The organism is Alteromonas sp. KC3, assembly GCF_016756315.1.
Lineage (GTDB): Bacteria > Pseudomonadota > Gammaproteobacteria > Enterobacterales > Alteromonadaceae > Alteromonas.
Window position 1 is genome coordinate 1,506,459 of sequence record NZ_AP024235.1, and the last position, 19,297, is coordinate 1,525,755.

16 protein-coding genes and 8 tRNA genes are annotated in these 19,297 nt (G+C 44.7%); 12 read left to right on the top strand and 12 right to left on the bottom strand.

Features of this window, described 5'->3' with window-relative positions; genetic code table 11:
* The first annotated feature begins 85 nt into the window (after positions 1 to 85).
* Complete coding sequence (locus JN178_RS06720) at positions 86 to 1,429, top strand: class II 3-deoxy-7-phosphoheptulonate synthase (RefSeq protein WP_159622957.1); 1,344 nt, start codon at positions 86 to 88, stop codon at positions 1,427 to 1,429.
* A gap of 127 nt (positions 1,430 to 1,556) precedes the next feature.
* Here the strand turns inward: JN178_RS06720 and JN178_RS06725 are convergent, their stop codons facing one another.
* From JN178_RS06725 to JN178_RS06745, 5 genes are all read right to left on the bottom strand, one after another.
* Entirely contained in the window at positions 1,557 to 3,305 is a 1,749-nt protein-coding gene (locus JN178_RS06725; protein WP_202264682.1) for a GGDEF domain-containing protein, read from the bottom strand.
* Positions 3,306 to 3,322: 17 nt separating this feature from the next.
* A complete protein-coding gene (locus JN178_RS06730; protein WP_159622953.1) occupies positions 3,323 to 3,535 on the bottom strand; it encodes a hypothetical protein in 213 nt (70 codons plus the stop codon).
* A 133-nt stretch (positions 3,536 to 3,668) separates the two neighbouring features.
* Positions 3,669 to 4,211 carry a GNAT family N-acetyltransferase gene (locus tag JN178_RS06735; RefSeq protein ID WP_202264684.1) on the bottom strand — a complete coding sequence of 181 codons (543 nt, stop codon included), beginning with the start codon at positions 4,209 to 4,211 and terminating at the stop codon, positions 3,669 to 3,671.
* Entirely contained in the window at positions 4,208 to 5,026 is an 819-nt protein-coding gene (locus tag JN178_RS06740; RefSeq protein ID WP_202264686.1) for an SAM-dependent methyltransferase, read from the bottom strand. The genes JN178_RS06735 and JN178_RS06740 overlap by 4 nt, the downstream gene beginning before the upstream one ends.
* A 1-nt stretch (position 5,027) precedes the next feature.
* Positions 5,028 to 6,341, bottom strand: a complete 1,314-nt coding sequence (locus JN178_RS06745) for a pepsin-like aspartic protease (protein ID WP_202264688.1) — start codon at positions 6,339 to 6,341, stop codon at positions 5,028 to 5,030.
* A gap of 85 nt (positions 6,342 to 6,426) precedes the next feature.
* Here JN178_RS06745 and JN178_RS06750 point away from each other — a divergent pair, with 85 nt between their 5' ends.
* The 4 genes from JN178_RS06750 to JN178_RS06765 are packed head-to-tail and all read left to right on the top strand — an operon-like array spanning position 6,427 to position 10,259.
* Positions 6,427 to 7,530, top strand: a complete 1,104-nt coding sequence (locus JN178_RS06750) for a sensor histidine kinase (RefSeq protein ID WP_232369713.1) — start codon at positions 6,427 to 6,429, stop codon at positions 7,528 to 7,530.
* Between the two features lie 11 nt (positions 7,531 to 7,541).
* Positions 7,542 to 8,228, top strand: coding sequence for a response regulator transcription factor (locus JN178_RS06755; protein WP_202264690.1), 687 nt, complete (start codon positions 7,542 to 7,544; stop codon positions 8,226 to 8,228).
* Positions 8,229 to 8,241: 13 nt separating this feature from the next.
* Positions 8,242 to 8,898, top strand: coding sequence for a potassium channel family protein (locus JN178_RS06760; protein ID WP_202264692.1), 657 nt, complete (start codon positions 8,242 to 8,244; stop codon positions 8,896 to 8,898).
* Complete coding sequence (locus tag JN178_RS06765) at positions 8,895 to 10,259, top strand: TrkH family potassium uptake protein (protein WP_202264694.1); 1,365 nt, start codon at positions 8,895 to 8,897, stop codon at positions 10,257 to 10,259. The genes JN178_RS06760 and JN178_RS06765 overlap by 4 nt, the downstream gene beginning before the upstream one ends.
* Here JN178_RS06765 and JN178_RS06770 read toward each other — a convergent pair.
* Positions 10,256 to 10,471, bottom strand: coding sequence for a DUF3820 family protein (locus tag JN178_RS06770; RefSeq protein ID WP_159622940.1), 216 nt, complete (start codon positions 10,469 to 10,471; stop codon positions 10,256 to 10,258). The two genes, JN178_RS06765 and JN178_RS06770, sit on opposite strands and share 4 nt — an antisense overlap.
* 5 nt (positions 10,472 to 10,476) lie before the next feature.
* On the bottom strand, positions 10,477 to 12,276 hold the full coding sequence (locus tag JN178_RS06775) for an ABCB family ABC transporter ATP-binding protein/permease (RefSeq protein WP_202264696.1): 1,800 nt from the start codon (positions 12,274 to 12,276) through the stop codon (positions 10,477 to 10,479).
* Between the two features lie 274 nt (positions 12,277 to 12,550).
* Here JN178_RS06775 and moaA point away from each other — a divergent pair, with 274 nt between their 5' ends.
* The gene (gene moaA, locus JN178_RS06780; protein WP_202265954.1) at positions 12,551 to 13,519 is read left to right on the top strand and encodes a GTP 3',8-cyclase MoaA; all 969 of its coding nucleotides are present in this window, start codon (positions 12,551 to 12,553) and stop codon (positions 13,517 to 13,519) included.
* A 117-nt stretch (positions 13,520 to 13,636) separates the two neighbouring features.
* Positions 13,637 to 14,164 carry a GNAT family N-acetyltransferase gene (locus tag JN178_RS06785; protein ID WP_202264698.1) on the top strand — a complete coding sequence of 176 codons (528 nt, stop codon included), beginning with the start codon at positions 13,637 to 13,639 and terminating at the stop codon, positions 14,162 to 14,164.
* A gap of 8 nt (positions 14,165 to 14,172) precedes the next feature.
* On the opposite strand, the gene JN178_RS06790 is transcribed toward JN178_RS06785, so the two are convergent.
* The 5 genes from JN178_RS06790 to JN178_RS06810 all read right to left on the bottom strand — a co-directional run bounded on the left by JN178_RS06790 (position 14,173) and on the right by JN178_RS06810 (position 16,332).
* The gene (locus tag JN178_RS06790; RefSeq protein ID WP_159622934.1) at positions 14,173 to 15,792 is read right to left on the bottom strand and encodes a response regulator; all 1,620 of its coding nucleotides are present in this window, start codon (positions 15,790 to 15,792) and stop codon (positions 14,173 to 14,175) included.
* A gap of 167 nt (positions 15,793 to 15,959) precedes the next feature.
* Positions 15,960 to 16,035: transfer RNA gene (locus JN178_RS06795), tRNA-Val, on the bottom strand.
* 23 nt (positions 16,036 to 16,058) lie between these two features.
* Positions 16,059 to 16,134, bottom strand: a tRNA-Val gene (locus tag JN178_RS06800).
* 23 nt (positions 16,135 to 16,157) lie between these two features.
* Positions 16,158 to 16,233, bottom strand: a tRNA-Val gene (locus JN178_RS06805).
* Positions 16,234 to 16,256: 23 nt separating this feature from the next.
* Positions 16,257 to 16,332 (bottom strand) — tRNA-Val (locus tag JN178_RS06810).
* A gap of 637 nt (positions 16,333 to 16,969) precedes the next feature.
* Here JN178_RS06810 and gltX point away from each other — a divergent pair.
* The 5 genes from gltX to JN178_RS06835 all read left to right on the top strand — a co-directional run bounded on the left by gltX (position 16,970) and on the right by JN178_RS06835 (position 19,218).
* Positions 16,970 to 18,379 carry a glutamate--tRNA ligase gene (gene gltX / locus JN178_RS06815; protein ID WP_159622932.1) on the top strand — a complete coding sequence of 470 codons (1,410 nt, stop codon included), beginning with the start codon at positions 16,970 to 16,972 and terminating at the stop codon, positions 18,377 to 18,379.
* Between the two features lie 87 nt (positions 18,380 to 18,466).
* Positions 18,467 to 18,542, top strand: a tRNA-Ala gene (locus JN178_RS06820).
* Between the two features lie 142 nt (positions 18,543 to 18,684).
* Positions 18,685 to 18,760: transfer RNA gene (locus tag JN178_RS06825), tRNA-Glu, on the top strand.
* A gap of 154 nt (positions 18,761 to 18,914) precedes the next feature.
* Positions 18,915 to 18,990 (top strand) — tRNA-Glu (locus JN178_RS06830).
* A gap of 152 nt (positions 18,991 to 19,142) precedes the next feature.
* Positions 19,143 to 19,218: transfer RNA gene (locus JN178_RS06835), tRNA-Glu, on the top strand.
* Positions 19,219 to 19,297: the final 79 nt, after the last annotated feature.

Consider the following 19,297-nt stretch of genomic DNA (forward strand, 5'->3'; position numbering starts at 1 on the left):
GACTGATTGTAAAAAAGCGCTACGCTTGAGTCAGCATTTTCAGTAAAACATTTGCCCTACGTACATATTTTTCAGGAGAACACCGTTGAGTAATTGGCAAGTAGACAGTTGGAGAAATAAACCTATTCTTCAACAACCCGAGTACGACGATAAAGTAAGACTAAACGAAGTAGAGCAAACACTTAGTACGTATCCGCCACTTGTTTTTGCGGCTGAAGCACGCGAGCTTCGACGTCAGCTAGGTGAAGTAAGCTTGGGCAAAGGCTTTTTACTACAAGGCGGTGACTGCGCAGAATCGTTTGACGAGTTTAACGCACCAAAAATTCGCGACACCTTCAAAGTGTTGCTGCAAATGGCGATTGTTTTAACCTTTGCTGGTCGTTGCCCGGTGACTAAAGTGGCGCGTATGGCGGGGCAATACGCAAAACCTCGTTCATCTGACTTTGAAACCCGCGACGGTGTGACTTTGCCAAGCTATCGCGGCGATATTATTAATAACTTTGAATTTACCGAAGCTGCACGCCGACCAGATCCAGACCGTTTACTTGAAGCCTATCATCGCAGCGCATCAACGCTTAATTTGCTGCGCGCGTTTGCACAAGGTGGTTTGGCCGACTTACACGAAGTAAACCGTTGGAACATGGCGTTTGTAGAGAATAACCCGCTTAAAGAGCGTTATTCTGATATGGCCATGCGTATTCAAGACACCCTCGAGTTTATGGACGTTATTGGTATTAACGCGCAGACTAGCTCGACCTTACATGAAACGTCGTTATTCACGTCGCACGAAGCGCTTCTACTTAATTATGAGCAGGCGCTTACTCGTGTAGACACCTTGACAGGCAAACCTTACGATTGTTCAGCGCACATGGTGTGGATAGGTGAGCGCACGCGTCAGCTTGATCATGCGCACGTAGAATTCTTCCGCGGTATTCACAACCCCATTGGTGTGAAAGTAGGGCCAAGCATGCAAGAAGACGAGCTTATTCGTTTGATTGACGCATTGAACCCGCTTAACGACCCTGGTCGCTTAACCTTGATCACGCGTATGGGCGCAGACAATTTGGCAGATAATCTGCCGCGCTTACTGCGCCGCGTTAAAGAAGAAGGGCGTCATGTGGTGTGGAGCTCTGATCCAATGCACGGCAACACCTTCTCGGCATCAAGCGGCTATAAAACCCGTAACTTCGATGCTATTTTGCGTGAAATTAAGCAGTTCTTCCAAGCGCATGACGCAGAAGGCACTCATGCTGGTGGTATTCACCTTGAAATGACAGGGCAGCACGTAACCGAGTGTACAGGTGGTGCATATCAAATTAGCGATGAAGACCTGGCACAAGCGTATAAAACCCAGTGTGACCCGCGCTTAAATGCCGACCAAGTATTGGAAATGGCGTTCTTGGTGGCTGACCATCTTAGAAATGCGTAACGCGCTTAATTTAAAAAAGTGTATTTAGCAAAGTAAACAAAAGCCCCAGCTGTTGCTGGGGCTTTTTTATGAAATAAGTGTTAGCTAATAGCAGTCACATCAAAAATGAATGTGCCATGCATCCACGCTAAGCGTGTACCAATGTTTGTGCGCTTTGCTGTGCACTGGGGTGATAAAGATATACGCGATTTCTACCTGCATGCTTACTTTGATAAAGGGCTTCATCAGCGCAGCCATATAACTTATCAAAATTGTATCCGCACTGGGTAGAATCTGCTACGCCAAAGCTTGCGGTGACATTAAACGCTGCACCAGAGGGTGAACAATCCATAGCTTCTATGGCTTGACGACAATCCTCGGCAACGGCCATGGCCTGCTGTGCATCGCACCCCGCAAGCATAATGGCAAACTCTTCACCGCCCATACGGCCAAACTTATCGGTGGCGCGCAATAGAGGCTTAACGGCTTGTACAGCGTTGGTTAATACCCAATCGCCCACAATATGGCCGTGGTTATCGTTAACCTGCTTGAAGAAATCTAAGTCGAAAATAATAAATGCCACTGGTGTTTTAACTAACTTACGCTGTTTTAATAGCTGTTCTGACTCGGCACTAAAGTGGCTACGGTTTGCAATTTTAGTAAGTTGGTCAGTCTGCGCTTTGTGACGCAAAATAAGGTGCATACGGCGGTTTTTGTATGCCCACATTAGTGTTGCAAGGGCAAGTAGCGCCAGCATACCAGCAGTTAGCTGAGCATTAAGCTGCTCTTCTTTACCCGCACGAGCTTCAGCTTTTAATACCGCATTTTCTTTGTCGAGTAGGGCGATTTGGTTAGTTTTCTCAATAGACTCAATTTTAGCTTGTTGAATGGCAAGCTGCTTGGCCTTGGTCTCGTCAAGAAAGGCCTTTTCGGCTTCTGCGTAGAGTTTGTAGTACTTAAGCGACTCGTCAAGTTGGCCGTATTGTTCATAGGCTTCTGCGAGTGTTTTATATGCCTGAACCCTTGGTTGGCTGGCTTGCATTAGCGAGGTCTGTTCAAGAGCTTTCAGGGCTAGGCTTATGGAATATTCGGTGCTATCCAATTGCAACAATAGCGATGCGTATGATGCATAAAACTCTGCAATTATAATTGGGTATCTACTGCTGACAAAAATTTGCTCTGAGCTTTGCAGTAACGCCGCTGCGTTATTTATATTTCCGGAGTCTACTAGGCTTTTACTTTTGAGAAGAGTTGACATACCAACAAGAATAAGCTCGTTGGCATTTTGGCACGTTTCAATGGCGCGTTCGTAATCTTCTATTGTCTCTATGAGGCCTAACTTGTGTTCGGCTTCGAGTAATGTGCTTCTGTATATGCACTGCTGCCTGAGATCTAAATCTGTAAAATCTACTTGTCTAATAATTTTGCGAGATGATTGGTTGTCGTCTGCAAGGTTATAAAATATTGCCAAAACAAAGTTTGCGTTTAGCCTTACTTTATCTGATGCTGAATTTATTATTGAAAACAACTCTTCAGCTTCGATATACCCTGTGTGAAAGTCCCTGGATATACCTCGGTAGTTCACGATAGACATTAAAGTTATTACTTTAAGGTCAAGATCTTGCGTATTGTTATAGGCGTTATAGTAATGACTTACAGCTAGCTTCGGCTTACCTTTAAACCCATATAAGTAGCCAGTGAGGTATTCTAAGTGATTGAATTGCTCTCGAGACAATTGGCTTGCTCGAGAGCGAATATCGTCAACAGTTGCTTCAAACGCTTCTATATCACTACTTTTTACTCTGTTTGCTATATCAAACAAATTTTCTATTTCATCATTCGCAAATGCGGTCGAAGAACATGTAAAGATAAATGCCAATAAAAGAAGCAACTTCATGGATGGTTACCCTGACGTTATTGAAGTTTTATTTCTTTTTTATCTTCAGTTTCTTCGCCATCCTTGTCTTTATCCTTGTTATCTTCTCCATCCTCTTCTGCAGGGACCATAAAACACCACATTTTTTCGTTTTGCTCACCGATTTGATCCAATATTGCGCTAGCGATTTGCTTATTTGCCTGTAAATCAGCATTTGCACCAAGTTGTTCCAATAATTGTACTGCGCTCATAATTTTTCCTTTTTTTTATAGATAACAAAAAACCAACATACTATACCAATACTTTACAGTGTATTGTGTAACTTATTACGTATTTATATACATATCTTGAAATGAACACTACCGTTAAACTGACGGCTTTTTACTAGGTTTGTTGAGTTAGTGTAGGCTGAACTAATCTTTGCCAATCATCACGGTAAATTGAGCAGTCGCTAGGTGACTCTTTTTCTTTTGGCAAAAATGTAGTGAAACCAAGTTTTTTTACGAATTTGGCAACGGGAATATTTGTTGTATTAAATTGAGCATAAATGTGATCAAGATGATAAATATGAAAGCCCACATCTAGCATTGCACCAACAGCTTCGAAAGCGAACTGCTTTCCGTTTGCAGTAGGGTGGAGCATAATTCCTGCCTCTGCACTTTTGCTTCCCGCTGTTTTCCAATTTAACATTTGAATGCCAACTGGTCTGCCTGTGATTCTTTCGCTGATTAGCCATACACATAACTTCAGAACACTTCCATTGTGCGCCTTTACCGCCGCCACCATTGACCGTTCCGATTTTTCTTTAGAAAAAGACGTTGCAATTTCGCGCATTACTTTTGGGTCTTGATAAAGCGAGGCGGCAAACGCCACATCTTGCTCTTCTAGCAGTCTATGGCTTAAACGCTCGGTGTAAAAAGCGGTCATTGGCCATTCTGCTCGTCTAATTCTGCCAAGCGAGCCAGTACTTTGTGGTTGCGCTGCATTTTTTTAGCAGGTGGAATGGCCATAGTGGTGTGTTGATTAACCACAACCTTATCGAAGTCGCTTAACGCAATCCAATCCATACGAGTTTCGTCAATGGGTAAGGTTTTGGCTTCGTACAGCGCAACTTTATGATCGCTTGGGTATATTTCTAAAAGCAGCTCTTTAAGCACAGTTCTGTATACGTTTGTAGTTTCAAAGCGGGCGGCGCTTCTATCGCCAGCAATGCCTACTTGCCATAAAATAAGGTACGCCGCAGGGTCAATGTTTCGTTCGTAAAACATAAATTGCGACGCTTCAAAGTGTTGGCAACCTGTTTTGCCTGGGTCTATGCCCAAATCGGCATAGAGGCAGTCTTCTGCTGACACACCGGCTTCCATATGGGCGTCAAACCCTTCGCTACGTGCAACCTCTATTACCTTATGCGGTGCCCATGCAAACACGCCGGGGTGGCCGTAAAAAGCGCCAACCACTTTTTTCCCTGCGCGTACTTCAACCATCATGGCTTCTACCATTTCTTTATAAGTATCGCGACGGTCTTTGCCTTCGGCATACAAGGTTTGCAGGCTACGCACGTCGCTGTTCATCTCTTTTACCCACAGTTCGGTAAAGTGGTTAGACATGCTGCAAAACACCACATCGGCTTGTTCAATGTAACTACGACTAAGCGGGCAAATGTGTGACCCCAAGGTCATGCCCACGCCAACGCATACAATGCTGCCTTGTTGTGCTGTTGATTTTGCTTGCGATGCGCTCATGTTATTCCTTGGTGCTGTTTGATTCGGTGTGGGCGTGAAAAAGCCGACTGCTTTCTAAATGCAGGGCGTCGCTTAATGTGGCCTTTGTGGCAAATTGAACCACGCCTTTGTCACCATTTTCTCGGTCAAAAATGGTGTAGTAGTTATTAAGTAGGGGCAACCCCAGAATACTTTGATTTGGCCAATTAGGCGTGCTTAGTATTTTAAACGACGCAAGCTCGGGTTCTGGTGCGTGTATTTGCCAGTAGTATTCAGGGGAAATGCAAAGGCAAATATCGGTGTCTTCACCTTCAAGGTGCAAATAAATGTTCGGCCAGTCGTTCAGGTTTACCTTATTTGCATCAATGCCTTTTTCAGTACCATCAAAGGTCATGAAGGGAGTGAGTAACTCGGTAAACTGAGCGTTATGGCTGGCAAAATCGTCCATTAGCTGTTTATACAGCGAGGGTGGAAACATCACCATCGACGCGCCGCTGTCTACAATGCCATTGGTACAATAGCCTTTCACTTCATTTTCTTTTAACGCAGGCGCGCTGCGCTTGGGCTGGCCGTCTATTTGCACCGCTTTTACGTTTACATTGTAGTATTTGTCGTGAAGCACTTTCGCCGTGTGAATAGGCGGCTTATACAAATCGGCGTGAATGTGCGGTTTGCCAAGTACCAATAAGCCATGGTTGGCTTTGCTGGCCTGTAGCTTTCGAACAGGGCAGTGGCTGTTGGTTTGGAAAATACTAGAACGGTGCGTGAGTAGCGCAAACTGATTAGCGACAACACCTTGCGCTTCTAGTTGGGTAAAATAAGGCACCAGTGCTTTTCTGGGGTACTGGTGCAACCATTTACGATAATCTCGCACGCTGTCATCGGTTTGACTCATGGTATACGGGTACGTGACTTCTGGGCTGACGTCACGGGTTTGCAAAAATGACGTTAAGTCATACGCCGTATTCAGCCCGTCATAGGCAAGACCTAAAATACCGTCTGCCTGTGCAAAGCTCTGGCTTTCTTCTTTCGCCGTCACGGCAACGTGCACATTGTCTAAGTGAATACTTAGCCCTAACCCGTGAAAAGACACGCGGGTATTAACCACTGGCCCATACCATCCGCCCATGCCGTAGCAGACATCTTGTTCATAAGATGTTGGCGTTAAAGCGGTATCTTTCTCTGGCTGGTAGCTACCGTTGTGTACCACAAGCGTGCTACTGCCGGTATCTAGCACTAAATTAACGGGGTGCTGATGCTTTCCTAGCTTTACATGGGCGCAATAGCCGCCTTTAGCGTAAACGTTGGTAAGCGGGATTCGAAGTGAGCGAGTCAAACTAGACTTCCTAACTAGTTCATTAACAAAGAAAACCGTATCAAGTAGAAGCGCTTGAAGCAAGATTTTTATGGTCTGAGTACTGATGCGTACGCTTGCATATTTTGGCGGGCAGGCGGGTTTTACCAAAATTTTACGCGTTTCTAAAACATCAGCTTGGTATGCTGTAGAGGTTGAATCAAATTTTAGTGAAGCAATGAATCAAATAAAGCTAGCGGCATACACAATTTTAATTATGACTGTCGCAATTTGCATTTGTGTCGCGTTAAGTAAGTGGTTTTTGCCGCTAGGTGGCATATTGCTTATATTGCAATTGGGCTGTGCAATAGCAGCATTAACCACGTCTCGCGCGGGCGGTGTGGCAGCTGGCGTCATTGGGGCGCTAAGCTTTAACTATTTGTTTACCGCACCGTTATTTACATTTCAGATAGACAAAGTAGAAGACACCGTTAATTTTGTCGTGTTCATGCTTGTTGCGCTACTTACTAGCGAGTTGGCCGTGTATGTCAGAAAGCAGCAGCGTGCGCTTGAAGTTGCCAATACACAAACTACTATACTGCGCTCGGTATCACATGATCTTCGTACTCCTTTGTCTGCCATTATTGGCTCTGTAGAAACCCTTCTTACTTATCAAAATAAACTTAATGACAGCGAGAGGCAGGCGCTACAGCAGGGCGTTCACAGCGAAGCAAAGCGACTTTATGTTTACATCGAGAACCTGCTTCAAGCGACCAAAATTGAGCACGACGCGCTTACCATCAATCTGTCAAAAACATCATTGGTTACTTTTTTACAAAAGCTGGAAGCCAGAGTGAATAATTCTCGCTTGGTGATAAAAAATTTGTCTTCGCATCAAATTATTACTTTGTCTGAATCTCTTTTTGAACAAGCACTGTATAACGTAATTGATAACGCACTTAAGTTTAGCGAACGCACAGTGACGGTAAGAGTAAGCAATATTGGCGACAACATTCAATTTCAAGTATTTGACGAAGGCGTTGGATTTAGTGACGCAAAACTCGACGCGCCGTTTGCACTTTTTAAATCTACGCGTCAGCGAGACAGCGGCAAAGGTGGCATTGGGTTAGGGCTAAGCGTTAGCAAGGGTATTGTTGATGCGCACAACGGCACCATCACGGTTAGCAACGAGAAAGTGGGTTGCTGCGTCACCTTAGTTATCCCTTATTAATCAGTGGCTGTATGACTAATAGTATTTTAGTAATTGAAGACGAGGCAAACATTCGCCAAATGCTAAGTATTGCGTTGAGGGCCGAAGGGTACGACTGCCTTGAAGCGCCTACCGTGGCAAAGGGCATTAGCATTTTCACTAAACAGGCCCCCGATTTGGTCATTCTTGATTTGGGCTTGCCTGATGGTGAAGGTGCCGACGTGTTATCCCGCATACGTCAAACCAGTAGAGTTCCCGTGCTGGTACTTTCCGCGCGAGATCAAGAAGTGGACAAGGTTCAGCTTCTTTCACAAGGTGCCAACGATTATGTTAGCAAGCCATTTGGAATAAAAGAGCTGGTGGTAAGAGTTAAAGTGTTGCTGCGAGACTTTAACCCGGTTATTGCACCTGCTTCACCACAACGCGTATTGGGCGCGGTCACGCTGTCTGTCGATGAGCGAATGCTAACGGTAGAGGGCAATAATATTTCCCTAGCACCAAAAGAAGTGCAGCTTCTTGATGAGTTGACCAAGCAGCCTGGCGAATATATTAGCCAGCAAGAGCTTATACGTAGAATTTGGGGGCATCATCATAGCGAAGACAGCCATTACATCAGGGTGCTGGTGCGTCAGTTACGTAAGAAACTTGACGATTACGGCTGCAGTTCATCATTTATAGAAAATATGCCCAAGAAAGGGTACCGGTTTTCTCATTCGTAATAGAGGTTGGTAAATGTCGCATTTCACTGTATTGGGCTTAGGTAAGTTTGGTTTGACTGCAAGCTTAGAACTTATTCATATGGGGCACACAGTAACTGGCATTGATAAAAATGAGCGCTTAGTTGAGCACTGTGCAGGTGATTTAACCCAGGCGCTAATTTGTGATGCTAGCGATGAACGGGCGCTCTCAGAGCTTAATTTATGTGAGAGCGAAGCGGTATTGGTCGCCATTGGCGAAGATATGCAGGCCAGTTTGCTATGTACGCTAGCGCTCAAAAACCTTGGGGTGAAAAATATTTGGGTAAAAGCAAATAGCAGCGCTCATCACACCATATTGTCGAAATTGGGTGTGTCAAAAATCATCCACCCAGAAGAAGAAATGGGCGCACGGGTTGCCCAAGCCCTAAATTACCCAATGGTGAATGACTATATTGGTATTGGGCACGGGCATTATATTGTCGACCTTATTTTAGATAGTGACTTCGCCCGCCAGCCAATAAGCAGCGTTTTGTCTGGTTTTGAAAAAGACATCAGCTGCCTTCTCGTAAAACGTGGACAGACACTTAATCAATCACCTGCTGGCGAATTTGAAATACAGGCGCACGACACCGTCATCCTTTGCGGGCCACGTGACTCACTGGTAAAAATTGCGCCTAGGTTTGTGAAATGAACAAATGGAGTCCGGCATACAAGCCGTTAGAACGCAAACCTCAAGGGGCCGCAAAAGTACATGCTGCACCGCCACTGATTTTAAGCCTGAGTTTTCTTGCCGTGATTGTTATAGGCACGCTACTGCTTAAACTTCCTGTAATGACGGTTGAACCTATTACGTGGGTTGAAAGTTTGTTCACGGCAACGTCTGCGGTTACTGTGACGGGACTGGTTTTGGTCGATACGGGGACGGCGTTTACCATGGCGGGGCAAACCGTTATCGCCATACTTATTCAATTGGGTGGCCTTGGCCTTATGACATTTGCTGTAGTCACGCTTATTGCACTGGGCAATAAAATGAGCTTTCTACAGCAGTCGGCCGTGAAAGAAGCATTTAACCAAACCGATATGTCTACATTGGTGTCTACCGCGAAAGCCGTATTGGCCTTTGCATTTATGGTTGAGGTGATGGGATTTATGATCTTAAGCGCATTTTGGTGGCCCCAAATGCCCGCCTCAGACGCTATGTTTAACGCGTTTTTTTACACGATATCGGCGTTTAATAATGCTGGTTTTGCCTTAAGCAGTGACAGTTTGTCTGCCTATGTCGGCAGCCCCGTAATCAATATCACAATAACGGCGTTGTTTATTGTTGGCGGACTTGGTTTTTCTGTGTGGTTAGAACTGCTTAAAAAAAGAAAGTGGCAGCCTATTTCTGTTTATGCCAAAACCATGATCTTAGGCACATTGGCGCTTAATGTACTGGCGTTTATCTCAATATTGATGATCGAAATAGATAACCCAGCCACCTTGGGTAAATTAGACACAGTATCGGCAGTATGGGCATCATGGTTTCAGGCTGTTACACCTCGTACCGCGGGGTTTAATACCATTGATATAGCGTCGCTTGAAGATGCCACAACGGCTATTATGTTACTGCTTATGTTCATTGGTGGCGGTTCAATGAGTACCGCAAGCGGCATTAAACTGATGACGTTTGTGGTGCTGCTACTTGCTGCTTATAACTACATTAGCCGTGGTGCTGCACCTACACTTTACGGTAAGGCAATAAGTACTGAAACAGTAAGCAAGGCGCTGGCGTTAACCCTTATTTCGATTGGCATCACCTGGATAGCTATTTTCTTACTTCTGATTACTGAAGATGCCCCATTTTTGGACATTGTGTTTGAAGCGGTTTCTGCATTAGGCACGGTAGGGCTATCGAGAGGATTAACGGGAGGTCTGTCAGACAGCGGGGAATTTATCATTATTCTCTTAATGTACATTGGTCGACTCGGCCCGTTAACACTCGCGTACTTTATCGCCAGCCCTCGCATGAGCAGAATTAAACACCCAGACGCAAAACTGGCAATAGGCTAATCGTCGTTTAATAAAGGTTCGACAACAGACTCTAGCCCGTTAAGTTTTATTTCGTACATCAATGCAAGTTGTTCCCCCAGTTTGTTTTGGGGGAACCCTTGTTTGTGAAACCACACAAGATACGGTTCAGGCAAATGAAATAATCGCCTACCAGCGTATTTGCCAAATGGCATCACTTGGTTAATGGCATCTTTTATTAGTGTCGGATCCATCTATCTTATTGCTCGTTGTCTGCGTGCTTTTCACGTTGCTGTGCGTGCCACAAAGTCGCGTACTCAGCATTGGCGGCCAAAAGCGCAGAGTGCGTGCCTGCTTCTACAATATGACCGTTTTTAAGCACCAAAATTTTGTCAGCATCAACAATAGTTGATAAGCGGTGGGCAATGACCAAGCTAGTGTGCCCTTTAGCAGCATCGCGAAGGGCAGAAAGAATGGCACGCTCTGAGGTACTGTCTAACGAACTTGTGGCCTCATCAAAAATCATAATAGGCGCGCCTTTAAGTAGTGCTCTTGCTATGGCAACGCGCTGCTTTTCGCCACCAGACAGTTTCAAGCCACGCTCGCCCACTGTGGTTTCAAGCTTATCGGGAAGCTTGGCAATAAAATCTTCCAGATGCGCCAGCTTAATGACATTTTCAACGTCTTCAATAGAAGCATCTGGATTACCGTAGCGAATATTTTCAAGCAGCGTGGTGTTAAATAGCACGGTATCTTGCGGGACAATACCTATGTGACTGCGTAAACTTTGCTGAGTAAGATGGCGAATGTCTGTCCCATCAATGTTAATGCTACCGCTGCTTGGCTCATAAAAGCGAAACAGTAGTTTCATTAGCGTTGATTTTCCTGCACCGCTTTCACCCACCACGGCTACCTTAGCACCTGCGGGTACTTCAAAACTGATGCCCTTTAAAATTTCGCGCTTTTCGTTATACGCAAACGCCACGTTATCAAAGGTGATGACGGGGTTGGTCGTAACTAACGTAGACGCATTATCGGCATCTTTAATGGCTGGCGCCTGAGAGAGTAAGTCGAATAGCTTATCGATGTTAGCAAGGCTGCCGCGAATTTCGCGATACACAAAGCCCAAAAAGTTAAGCGGCATAAATATTTGCATGGTAAAGGCGTTTATCAGAACAAAATCACCTATAGTCATTTCGCCGTTAATTACCCCAAACGCGGCATTAGCCATCATTGAAGTCATTGCAATAGCAATAATGCTGGCCTGCCCACCGTTTAATGCAAAAAGGGACAGTCGGTTTTTACGGCGCGCTTTTTCCCATGCTGCAAGGTCGGTATCGTAGCGATTGGCCTCGAACGCCTCGTTGTTAAAGTATTTTACCGTTTCGAAGTTAAGTAAGCTGTCTACGGCTCGCGAGTTGGTGGTAGAGTCGGCCTCATTCATTTGAGTAACAAAGCGTGTGCGCCAGTCGGTGGCTTTCATGGAAAAGCCAATATAGGCCACCACGCTGCATATGATTATCATGGCGAAAGATACGCCAAACTGTACCAAAAGCAGGCCCACAACAAGCGCAATTTCTAGCAGGGTAGGCACTATGTTAAACACCATAAAGCGCATTAAAAAGCTAATGCCGTTGGTGCCGCGTTCAATGTCTCGCGACAAGCCGCCTGTTCTGCGGTTTAAATGAAACCCTAAGTCGAGGTTATGCAAATGTTTGAACACTTTTAGCCCAAGTCTTCGCATGGCTCGCTCTGTTACGCGGCCAAATAGCGTGTCGCGCACTTCGCCAAGTAAAACGTTTATAAGCCGCAAAGCGCCATAAGCAATGATAAGGCTAATAGGCACCGCTAGGGCTAATGTGGTTAAGTCGCCGTTTAAACTGTCGACCGTGTATTTAAGCACGTAAGGTAGACCAATACTCGCCAGTTTAGCGGCTATCAAACACAAAAGTGCCAGCGCTACACGGCGCTTGAATTCAAGCAAATAAGGCCAAAGTTGCGAAAGAACGTGCCATTTAACGGGTTCATCGACATTGGTGGGAAATCGGTTTCTTCTCATTTTATAGTGTGAAATGTAGTAAGGATAAAAGAACGGGCGGTATAGCCATGTAGTAGAGTACACGACTTTTAGCTATTACGCTGTTTGAAATACGTTTTGAAAGATCTAAGAGATTAATTTGGTCTTATTTATATTCATGAAGGTATTTAAATCTGTTTTCTCGCGTCGTACACTACAAGTGGTTTAGTTTAGTAACTACTAAACGTGTAGCGTTAGAAAAGCGTAAAGTAAAAGAGATATGCAATGCCAACAGGCAACGCAACGAGGAGTGAGTTTGTTAGAAGATAGTTTCGGTAGACAGTTTCATTATTTACGTTTGTCAGTGACCGAAGCGTGTAACTTCCGTTGTCAGTATTGTTTGCCTGATGGATACGACGGCCCTTCTAGCGACCAGTTCATGTCGCTTGCTGAAATAGATACCTTGCTAAAAGCCTTTGCGCAATTGGGGACGTCTAAAGTACGGCTAACGGGCGGGGAGCCCACACTTCGCCGCGACTTTCTGGATATTCTACGTTTAACTGCTAATACGCCTGGGATAAACCGTGTGGCTATGACTACGCATGGTGGTCGCATGGAAAAGTTTGCTGCCCAGTGGAAAGAGGCAGGCCTTCATCAGGTTAATGTGAGCATTGATAGTTTAGATCCACGTCAGTTTGCTGCTATTACAGGGCAAGATAAGCTTAAAACCGTGTTGCGGGGTCTTGACGCAGCTATCGACTGCGGCTTGGATGTAAAAGTGAACTCGGTGCTGCTTAACGATTTTTCAGATAGCCGCTTAAACCGTTTTCTTGCATGGCTAAAAGATATGCCCGTGACCTTGCGTTTTATCGAGTTGATGGAAACTGGCGATCTTCATAAATTTTTCAATAAACAGCATCAAAGTGGCACACCATTAAAAGATACGCTGGTTGAGATGGGGTGGCAGCCGTTGCTACGTCGCAAAGACGCAGGCCCTGCCCAAGAATTTTATCACCCCGATTACGCGGGCAAAATTGGCCTGATAATGCCGTACAGCAAAGATTTTTGTAAAACCTGCAACCGACTACGCGTTTCTGCGCCAGGCAAATTGCATTTGTGCTTATTTAGTGAAAATGGCATTGATATGCGCGAGCTTTTGGCAGGTGGTGATGTAAATGAAGTAGTGCAGTTTCTTCAAAACGTGCTTGGCCAAAAGCACGAAACGCACTATTTACACGAAGGCAAAACCGGCGCAACTAAACACCTTGCCATGTTAGGTGGTTGAGGTAAGTGAGTAAAAAACATTAGGCGAAATTGGTCGTATTTTGTTTGGTTTGTTGCAAAAATGAGCTATATTCATCGATTAAGACATAATTAAAAATAATAATGAAAAAGGAAGTATATGCATATCATGGACAGTGCGCGTCTTTCCTACCACTACATCACAGAAGCTGATGCCCACTTCTTATGGGAACTCGATCAAGACGAACTAGTAATGAAGTTTATCAATGGCGGGAAAAAATCTTCTAAGGAAGATATTCGCGACATTTTTGTACCTCGCTTTCTTGCATACTCCAACCCCGCATTAGGGTGGGGGCTATGGCGTGTTGAAACGCTGGCTGAAAAAGAGAGTATTGGATGGATACTTGTTCGCCCCTTTGGCTTTTTTACTCAAACTCCCGAAAGCGATAACATGGAGTTAGGTTGGCGTTTTAAACGCAGCACGTGGGGTAAAGGCTATGCAACCGAAGCTGCTATGGCAGTAAAGGATGCTTTATTCGATATCGGCGTTGAGAAATTCTCAGCTATTGCTAATCCAGACAATACTGCATCTATCAATATCATGAAAAAGCTTGGTATGACCTTCAGCCACGAACTTGAATACAAAGATAAACTATTTCATGAAACTGTTGTGGTTTACACCAATTAGCTGACTGCCTAACGGTTGAGAATATGCATCACTGACTCGTAGCGTGAACGTTGCTCCTCAGACAATGAGGCCGTTTCTAATGTTTCTCTACATTTCTTGATAGCGTCTACCGTGTTAGGGGGCAGTGGGGTGTTACTTCTTCGGGCTCTAATTATTGCTTGTAGATAGTTAAGTGCAATAGAAGGGTTTTTGGGCATTACTCTAAATGCTTGAGAAAACGTGGTATACGACTGTTCCAAGTGGCCTTTTTTGTATTGGGCCACTGCAGTGTTGTTGAGTGTTTTGGGGCTCAACGTAATGGCTTTTCTTTCTGCTCGTTCTTGTTTCAAGTAGGTGGCAAGTAGGTTTACTTCCCCTGTTTTTGACGGCTCTCTCTCGGCAATGGCATCTAGTATTTCAAGTGACTTAGCACGCATACCTATTTCATGAAGTGCCTTGGCTCTATCGAGCAGCGCTTCGGTAGAATGATATTGATCACCGTCTACATTAAAATCTGACAGTAATTGTTGCGCTTTTACAACGTCGTCTTTCAAATAATGAAGACGTGCATCGATGACCGCAAGTTCATCATTGACTACCGCTTTAGGGTGCGCGCGCTTTAATTGGCGAAGGTATTCACCGGTCTGCTTTACAATATTATTTACGTGCTCTGGATCTGACGTCATCGCAAAATCCACGCCTGCACGAGCGGCGGTTAGGTAAATCTCAGGACTGTCGTGGATAGAGCCCTTCGCGTAACGCACCATTTTCTTTGCGCTATTAAACTGGCTTTCATAGTCGTGTGTAATACGTGCCAGATCTATTGCTTGCTGATGCCGTGGAATGTTCCTAGGCGAAATGTCGCAGGCAAGAGAGGTACTTTCTAATGCATCGTCAAAAGCAGATTGCTTGATTTGGAGCTTCGCAAGTAAGTCGTAGGCATTTAACGCTGCGTCGGGACGAAGCGCCAGTTGTATAATTTCCCTTTCTGCGTCGTCAAACTCGTTTAAGGCCATCAATGAGGTGGCAATGCCAAGTTTCGCCCAGCTAAAATCTTGAATGTTGATGATGGATTCGTAAAACGAAATGGCTTCGTGATAGCGCTGCGTTTGCACCAACATCTCGCCTTTAATTTTTAGCGCAAGTGGGAAGTGCTCTGAGTGTTCAGGCTGAAGCAAAAAATTTTCAACTTCAGCTAATGCCTTTTCGTAATCTTTTTTGTCCATTTGCAGGTAGACATTTCGAAGCGCATGCTTGCGCGACAAAACGCGAGATAGTCGCTTATCAAGTTCGTTAACTGAAAAGGGCTTTGCAATAAACTCATCAGGCTGTAGTTCAATGATGGCATGAACAACTTCAGAAGAAGTATCGGCACTTGTAAAAATAAAGGCACTGGTTAAGGGAAGGGTTTGTTCTGCATTAAGTTGCTCAAGTAAAAAATAGCCACCTTGTTCAGAACGAAGACTATATGAACAAATGATGCCGTCATAATCGCGCTCTTGCATTGCAACGAGTGCGTGTGAGGGCCTATCGACATAGTCCATGTTTTTGAAACCCAGCTGCTCGAGGGCATAGTGCATATGGCTTTTGGCCAGCACTTGATCCTCTGCAATCAACAACTTAGTGTTTTTAGCTAAGTTAAGTTTCATCCACATAAAACCGATAATAGGTACAATACCCAACAATATCACGAAAGTGAGATAAGGTAAGTATAGTTGTTATAACAAATAGTTGCGTTAATTCGCGTATAACATGCTTATCGGATATTTAGCGATAAAACTTTAGTGCAATGTTGAAGATATAATGGAAAAAGAAGTGGTGGACGCTACTGGGCTTGAACCAGTGACCCTCGCCTTGTAAGGGCGATGCTCTCCCAACTGAGCTAAGCGTCCATTTAGTTTCAAAACAAAGAAGGTGGTGGACGCTACTGGGCTTGAACCAGTGACCCTCGCCTTGTAAGGGCGATGCTCTCCCAACTGAGCTAAGCGTCCATTTAGTTTCAAAACAAAGAAGGTGGTGGACGCTACTGGGCTTGAACCAGTGACCCTCGCCTTGTAAGGGCGATGCTCTCCCAACTGAGCTAAGCGTCCATTTAGTTTCAAAACAAAGAAGGTGGTGGACGCTACTGGGCTTGAACCAGTGACCCTCGCCTTGTAAGGGCGATGCTCTCCCAACTGAGCTAAGCGTCCATCTCTTTGTTTGCTTGCCTAAGCAAGTGGGGCGGTATTATAGAGTCGGTTCCGTTAGTGTCAACTATAAAATTAAAGAAAAGTGATCGTATGGCGGAAATTTAAACATTCTGTTCGTATCTTGATTAAATTGATGAAAAGCGCCGCATTTTTCACCCAATTTCACACGCAAAAGACAAATCTAACTTAAATCGGACACAAACTTAAATCGGACACACACTTATTTAGCTACCCCAGAAACTTCACGTATATAAATTGGACACACACTTTTTTATTTGATGTATATAAAAAGAGGACAGACACTTTTTTCTCTTATTACTTCTAAAAAGTGACTTTCCAATATTGCTTGTCTAGAACTTAAATCGGACACACACTTTTTAATTAGATGTATATAAAAAGCGGACAGACACTTTTTTCTCTAATTACTTCTAAAAAAGTGACTGTCCAATACTGCTTGCAATATTGCTTGTCCTATAAAGAAGAAGCTGAGCACCAAGAAAGTGTCTGTCCTTTTCCACCTTCAACTTGCTTAAGAAGATATAAATAGCCTTGAAAGTGCTTACCGTCTTTTGTCATCACGCTGACACTGGTAGAATGCGCGCAACTTTAGAAATTTTTTAACACATAGAGAGTGACCATGTCGGTTGTTACACGATTTGCACCTAGCCCAACAGGCTACCTTCACGTTGGTGGCGCACGTACAGCGCTTTATTCTTGGCTCTTAGCAAAAAATAATGGTGGCGAGTTTGTACTTCGTATTGAAGATACAGATATCGAGCGTTCAACAGAAGAAGCAAAGCAGGCCATCTTAGACGGAATGTTGTGGCTTGGATTAACGTGGGATACAGGTCCTATTTACCAGACTGATCGCTTCGATCGTTATAAAGAGCTAATTCAACAATTGCTTGATGAAGGTAAGGCATATAAATGCTTTATGAGCTCAGAAGAACTTGATGCCATTCGTGAAGCGCAAAAAGAGCGTGGAGAAAAACCTCGTTACCCTGGTACTTGGCGAGACAGAACTGACCACCCTGAAGGCCAACCTTTTGTTATTCGGTTTAAGAACCCGCTTGAAGGCAAAGTAGTAATTACCGACCATGTTCGAGGCAAAATTGAAATCAGTAATACAGAACTTGATGATTTAATTATTCAACGTTCTGATGGCACACCAACGTATAACTTTTGCGTAGTTGTTGACGATTGGGATATGGGGATTACTCACGTGGTTCGTGGTGAAGACCATATAAACAATACGCCACGCCAAATTAATATTCTTGAAGCGCTTGGTGCACCCGTACCAGAGTACGCCCACGTTTCTATGATTTTAGGTGACGACGGTAAGAAGTTGTCAAAGCGTCACGGTGCAGTGAGCGTAATGCAATATCGCGACGATGGTTTCTTACCACAAGCGGTGCTTAACTATTTAGTCAGACTTGGTTGGTCTCATGGTGATCAAGAAATTTTCTCATTAGACGAAATGATTGAGAAGTTCAGTCTTGATGCGATAGGGCAGTCAGCTTCTGCATTCAATACAGAAAAATTGATTTGGTTGAACCAGCACTATATTAAATCACTACCAGCGAGCGAAGTAGCTTCTCACGCTAAATGGCATTTTGACGCTTTAGGCGTGGACTTAACAGCAGGACCTGCGCTTGAGTCAATAATTGCGATTCAAGCTGACCGTGTTAAGACGTTGAAAGAGCTTGCAGAGATATCGACGTATTTTTATCAAGATTACGACGATTTTGACGCCAACGCTGCGAAAAAGCATCTTCGACCAGTAGCGAAAGGTCCTCTTGAGCACGTGAAAGCTAAATTAATGGCAATTGAAGAGTGGAACCCTGAAAATATTCAAGCCGCTATTAATGGTACGGCAGAAGAACTGGAAGTTGGTATGGGTAAAGTAGGTATGCCGTTGCGTGTAGCTGTTACCGGTGGTGGTAACTCGCCATCGTTAGATATCACCTTGAATCTGCTTTCAAAAGAGAAAATTGGCGAGAGAATCGACAAAGCGCTCACTTTTATAGCAAACAGAGAAAATTCATAAAAAAACCGTTGACATGACAGGGGGGGATGCCTAGAATGCGCCCCGCTGTCACGGAACAGTCACACAAAAAGTGATTGGGACTATGACGGGGCCATAGCTCAGCTGGGAGAGCGCCTGCATGGCATGCAGGAGGTCGGCGGTTCGATCCCGCCTGGCTCCACCAAGCTACAGAGTATGTGGTTTGATTTAGGCTGGAGTTTTTAACTTCGGACGGAAATTTCAGTAAGGATAAGGTCGCTCGATTCGCAGAGCTCATCTCGCCTTACAGAAATTTAGTGAAGCTTTGCTTCACTAGCAAAATTTCTGTCCCCTTCGTCTAGAGGCCTAGGACACCGCCCTTTCACGGCGGTAACAGGGGTTCGAATCCCCTAGGGGACGCCATATTTTATCGCGTCACAGTCGATTAATACTGTGAAATAGGCTGGAGTATTTAGCTCCGGACGGAAATTTCAGTAAGGATAAGGTCGCTCGATTCGCAGAGCTCATCTCGCCTTACAGAAATTTAGTGAAGCTTTGCTTCACTAGCAAAATTTCTGTCCCCTTCGTCTAGAGGCCTAGGACACCGCCCTTTCACGGCGGTAACAGGGGTTCGAATCCCCTAGGGGACGCCATTTTATCGCGTCACAGTCGATTAATACTGTGAAATAGGCTGGAGTTTTTAACTTCGGACGGAAATTTCAGTAAGGAAAAGGTCGCTCGATTCGCAGAGCTCATCTCGCCTTACAGAAATTTAGTGAAGCTTTGCTTCACTAGCAAAATTTCTGTCCCCTTCGTCTAGAGGCCTAGGACACCGCCCTTTCACGGCGGTAACAGGGGTTCGAATCCCCTAGGGGACGCCATTTTATCGCGTCACAGTCGATTAAAACTGTGAAATAGGCTGGAGTGTTTAGCTCCGGACGGAAATTTCAGTAAGGATAA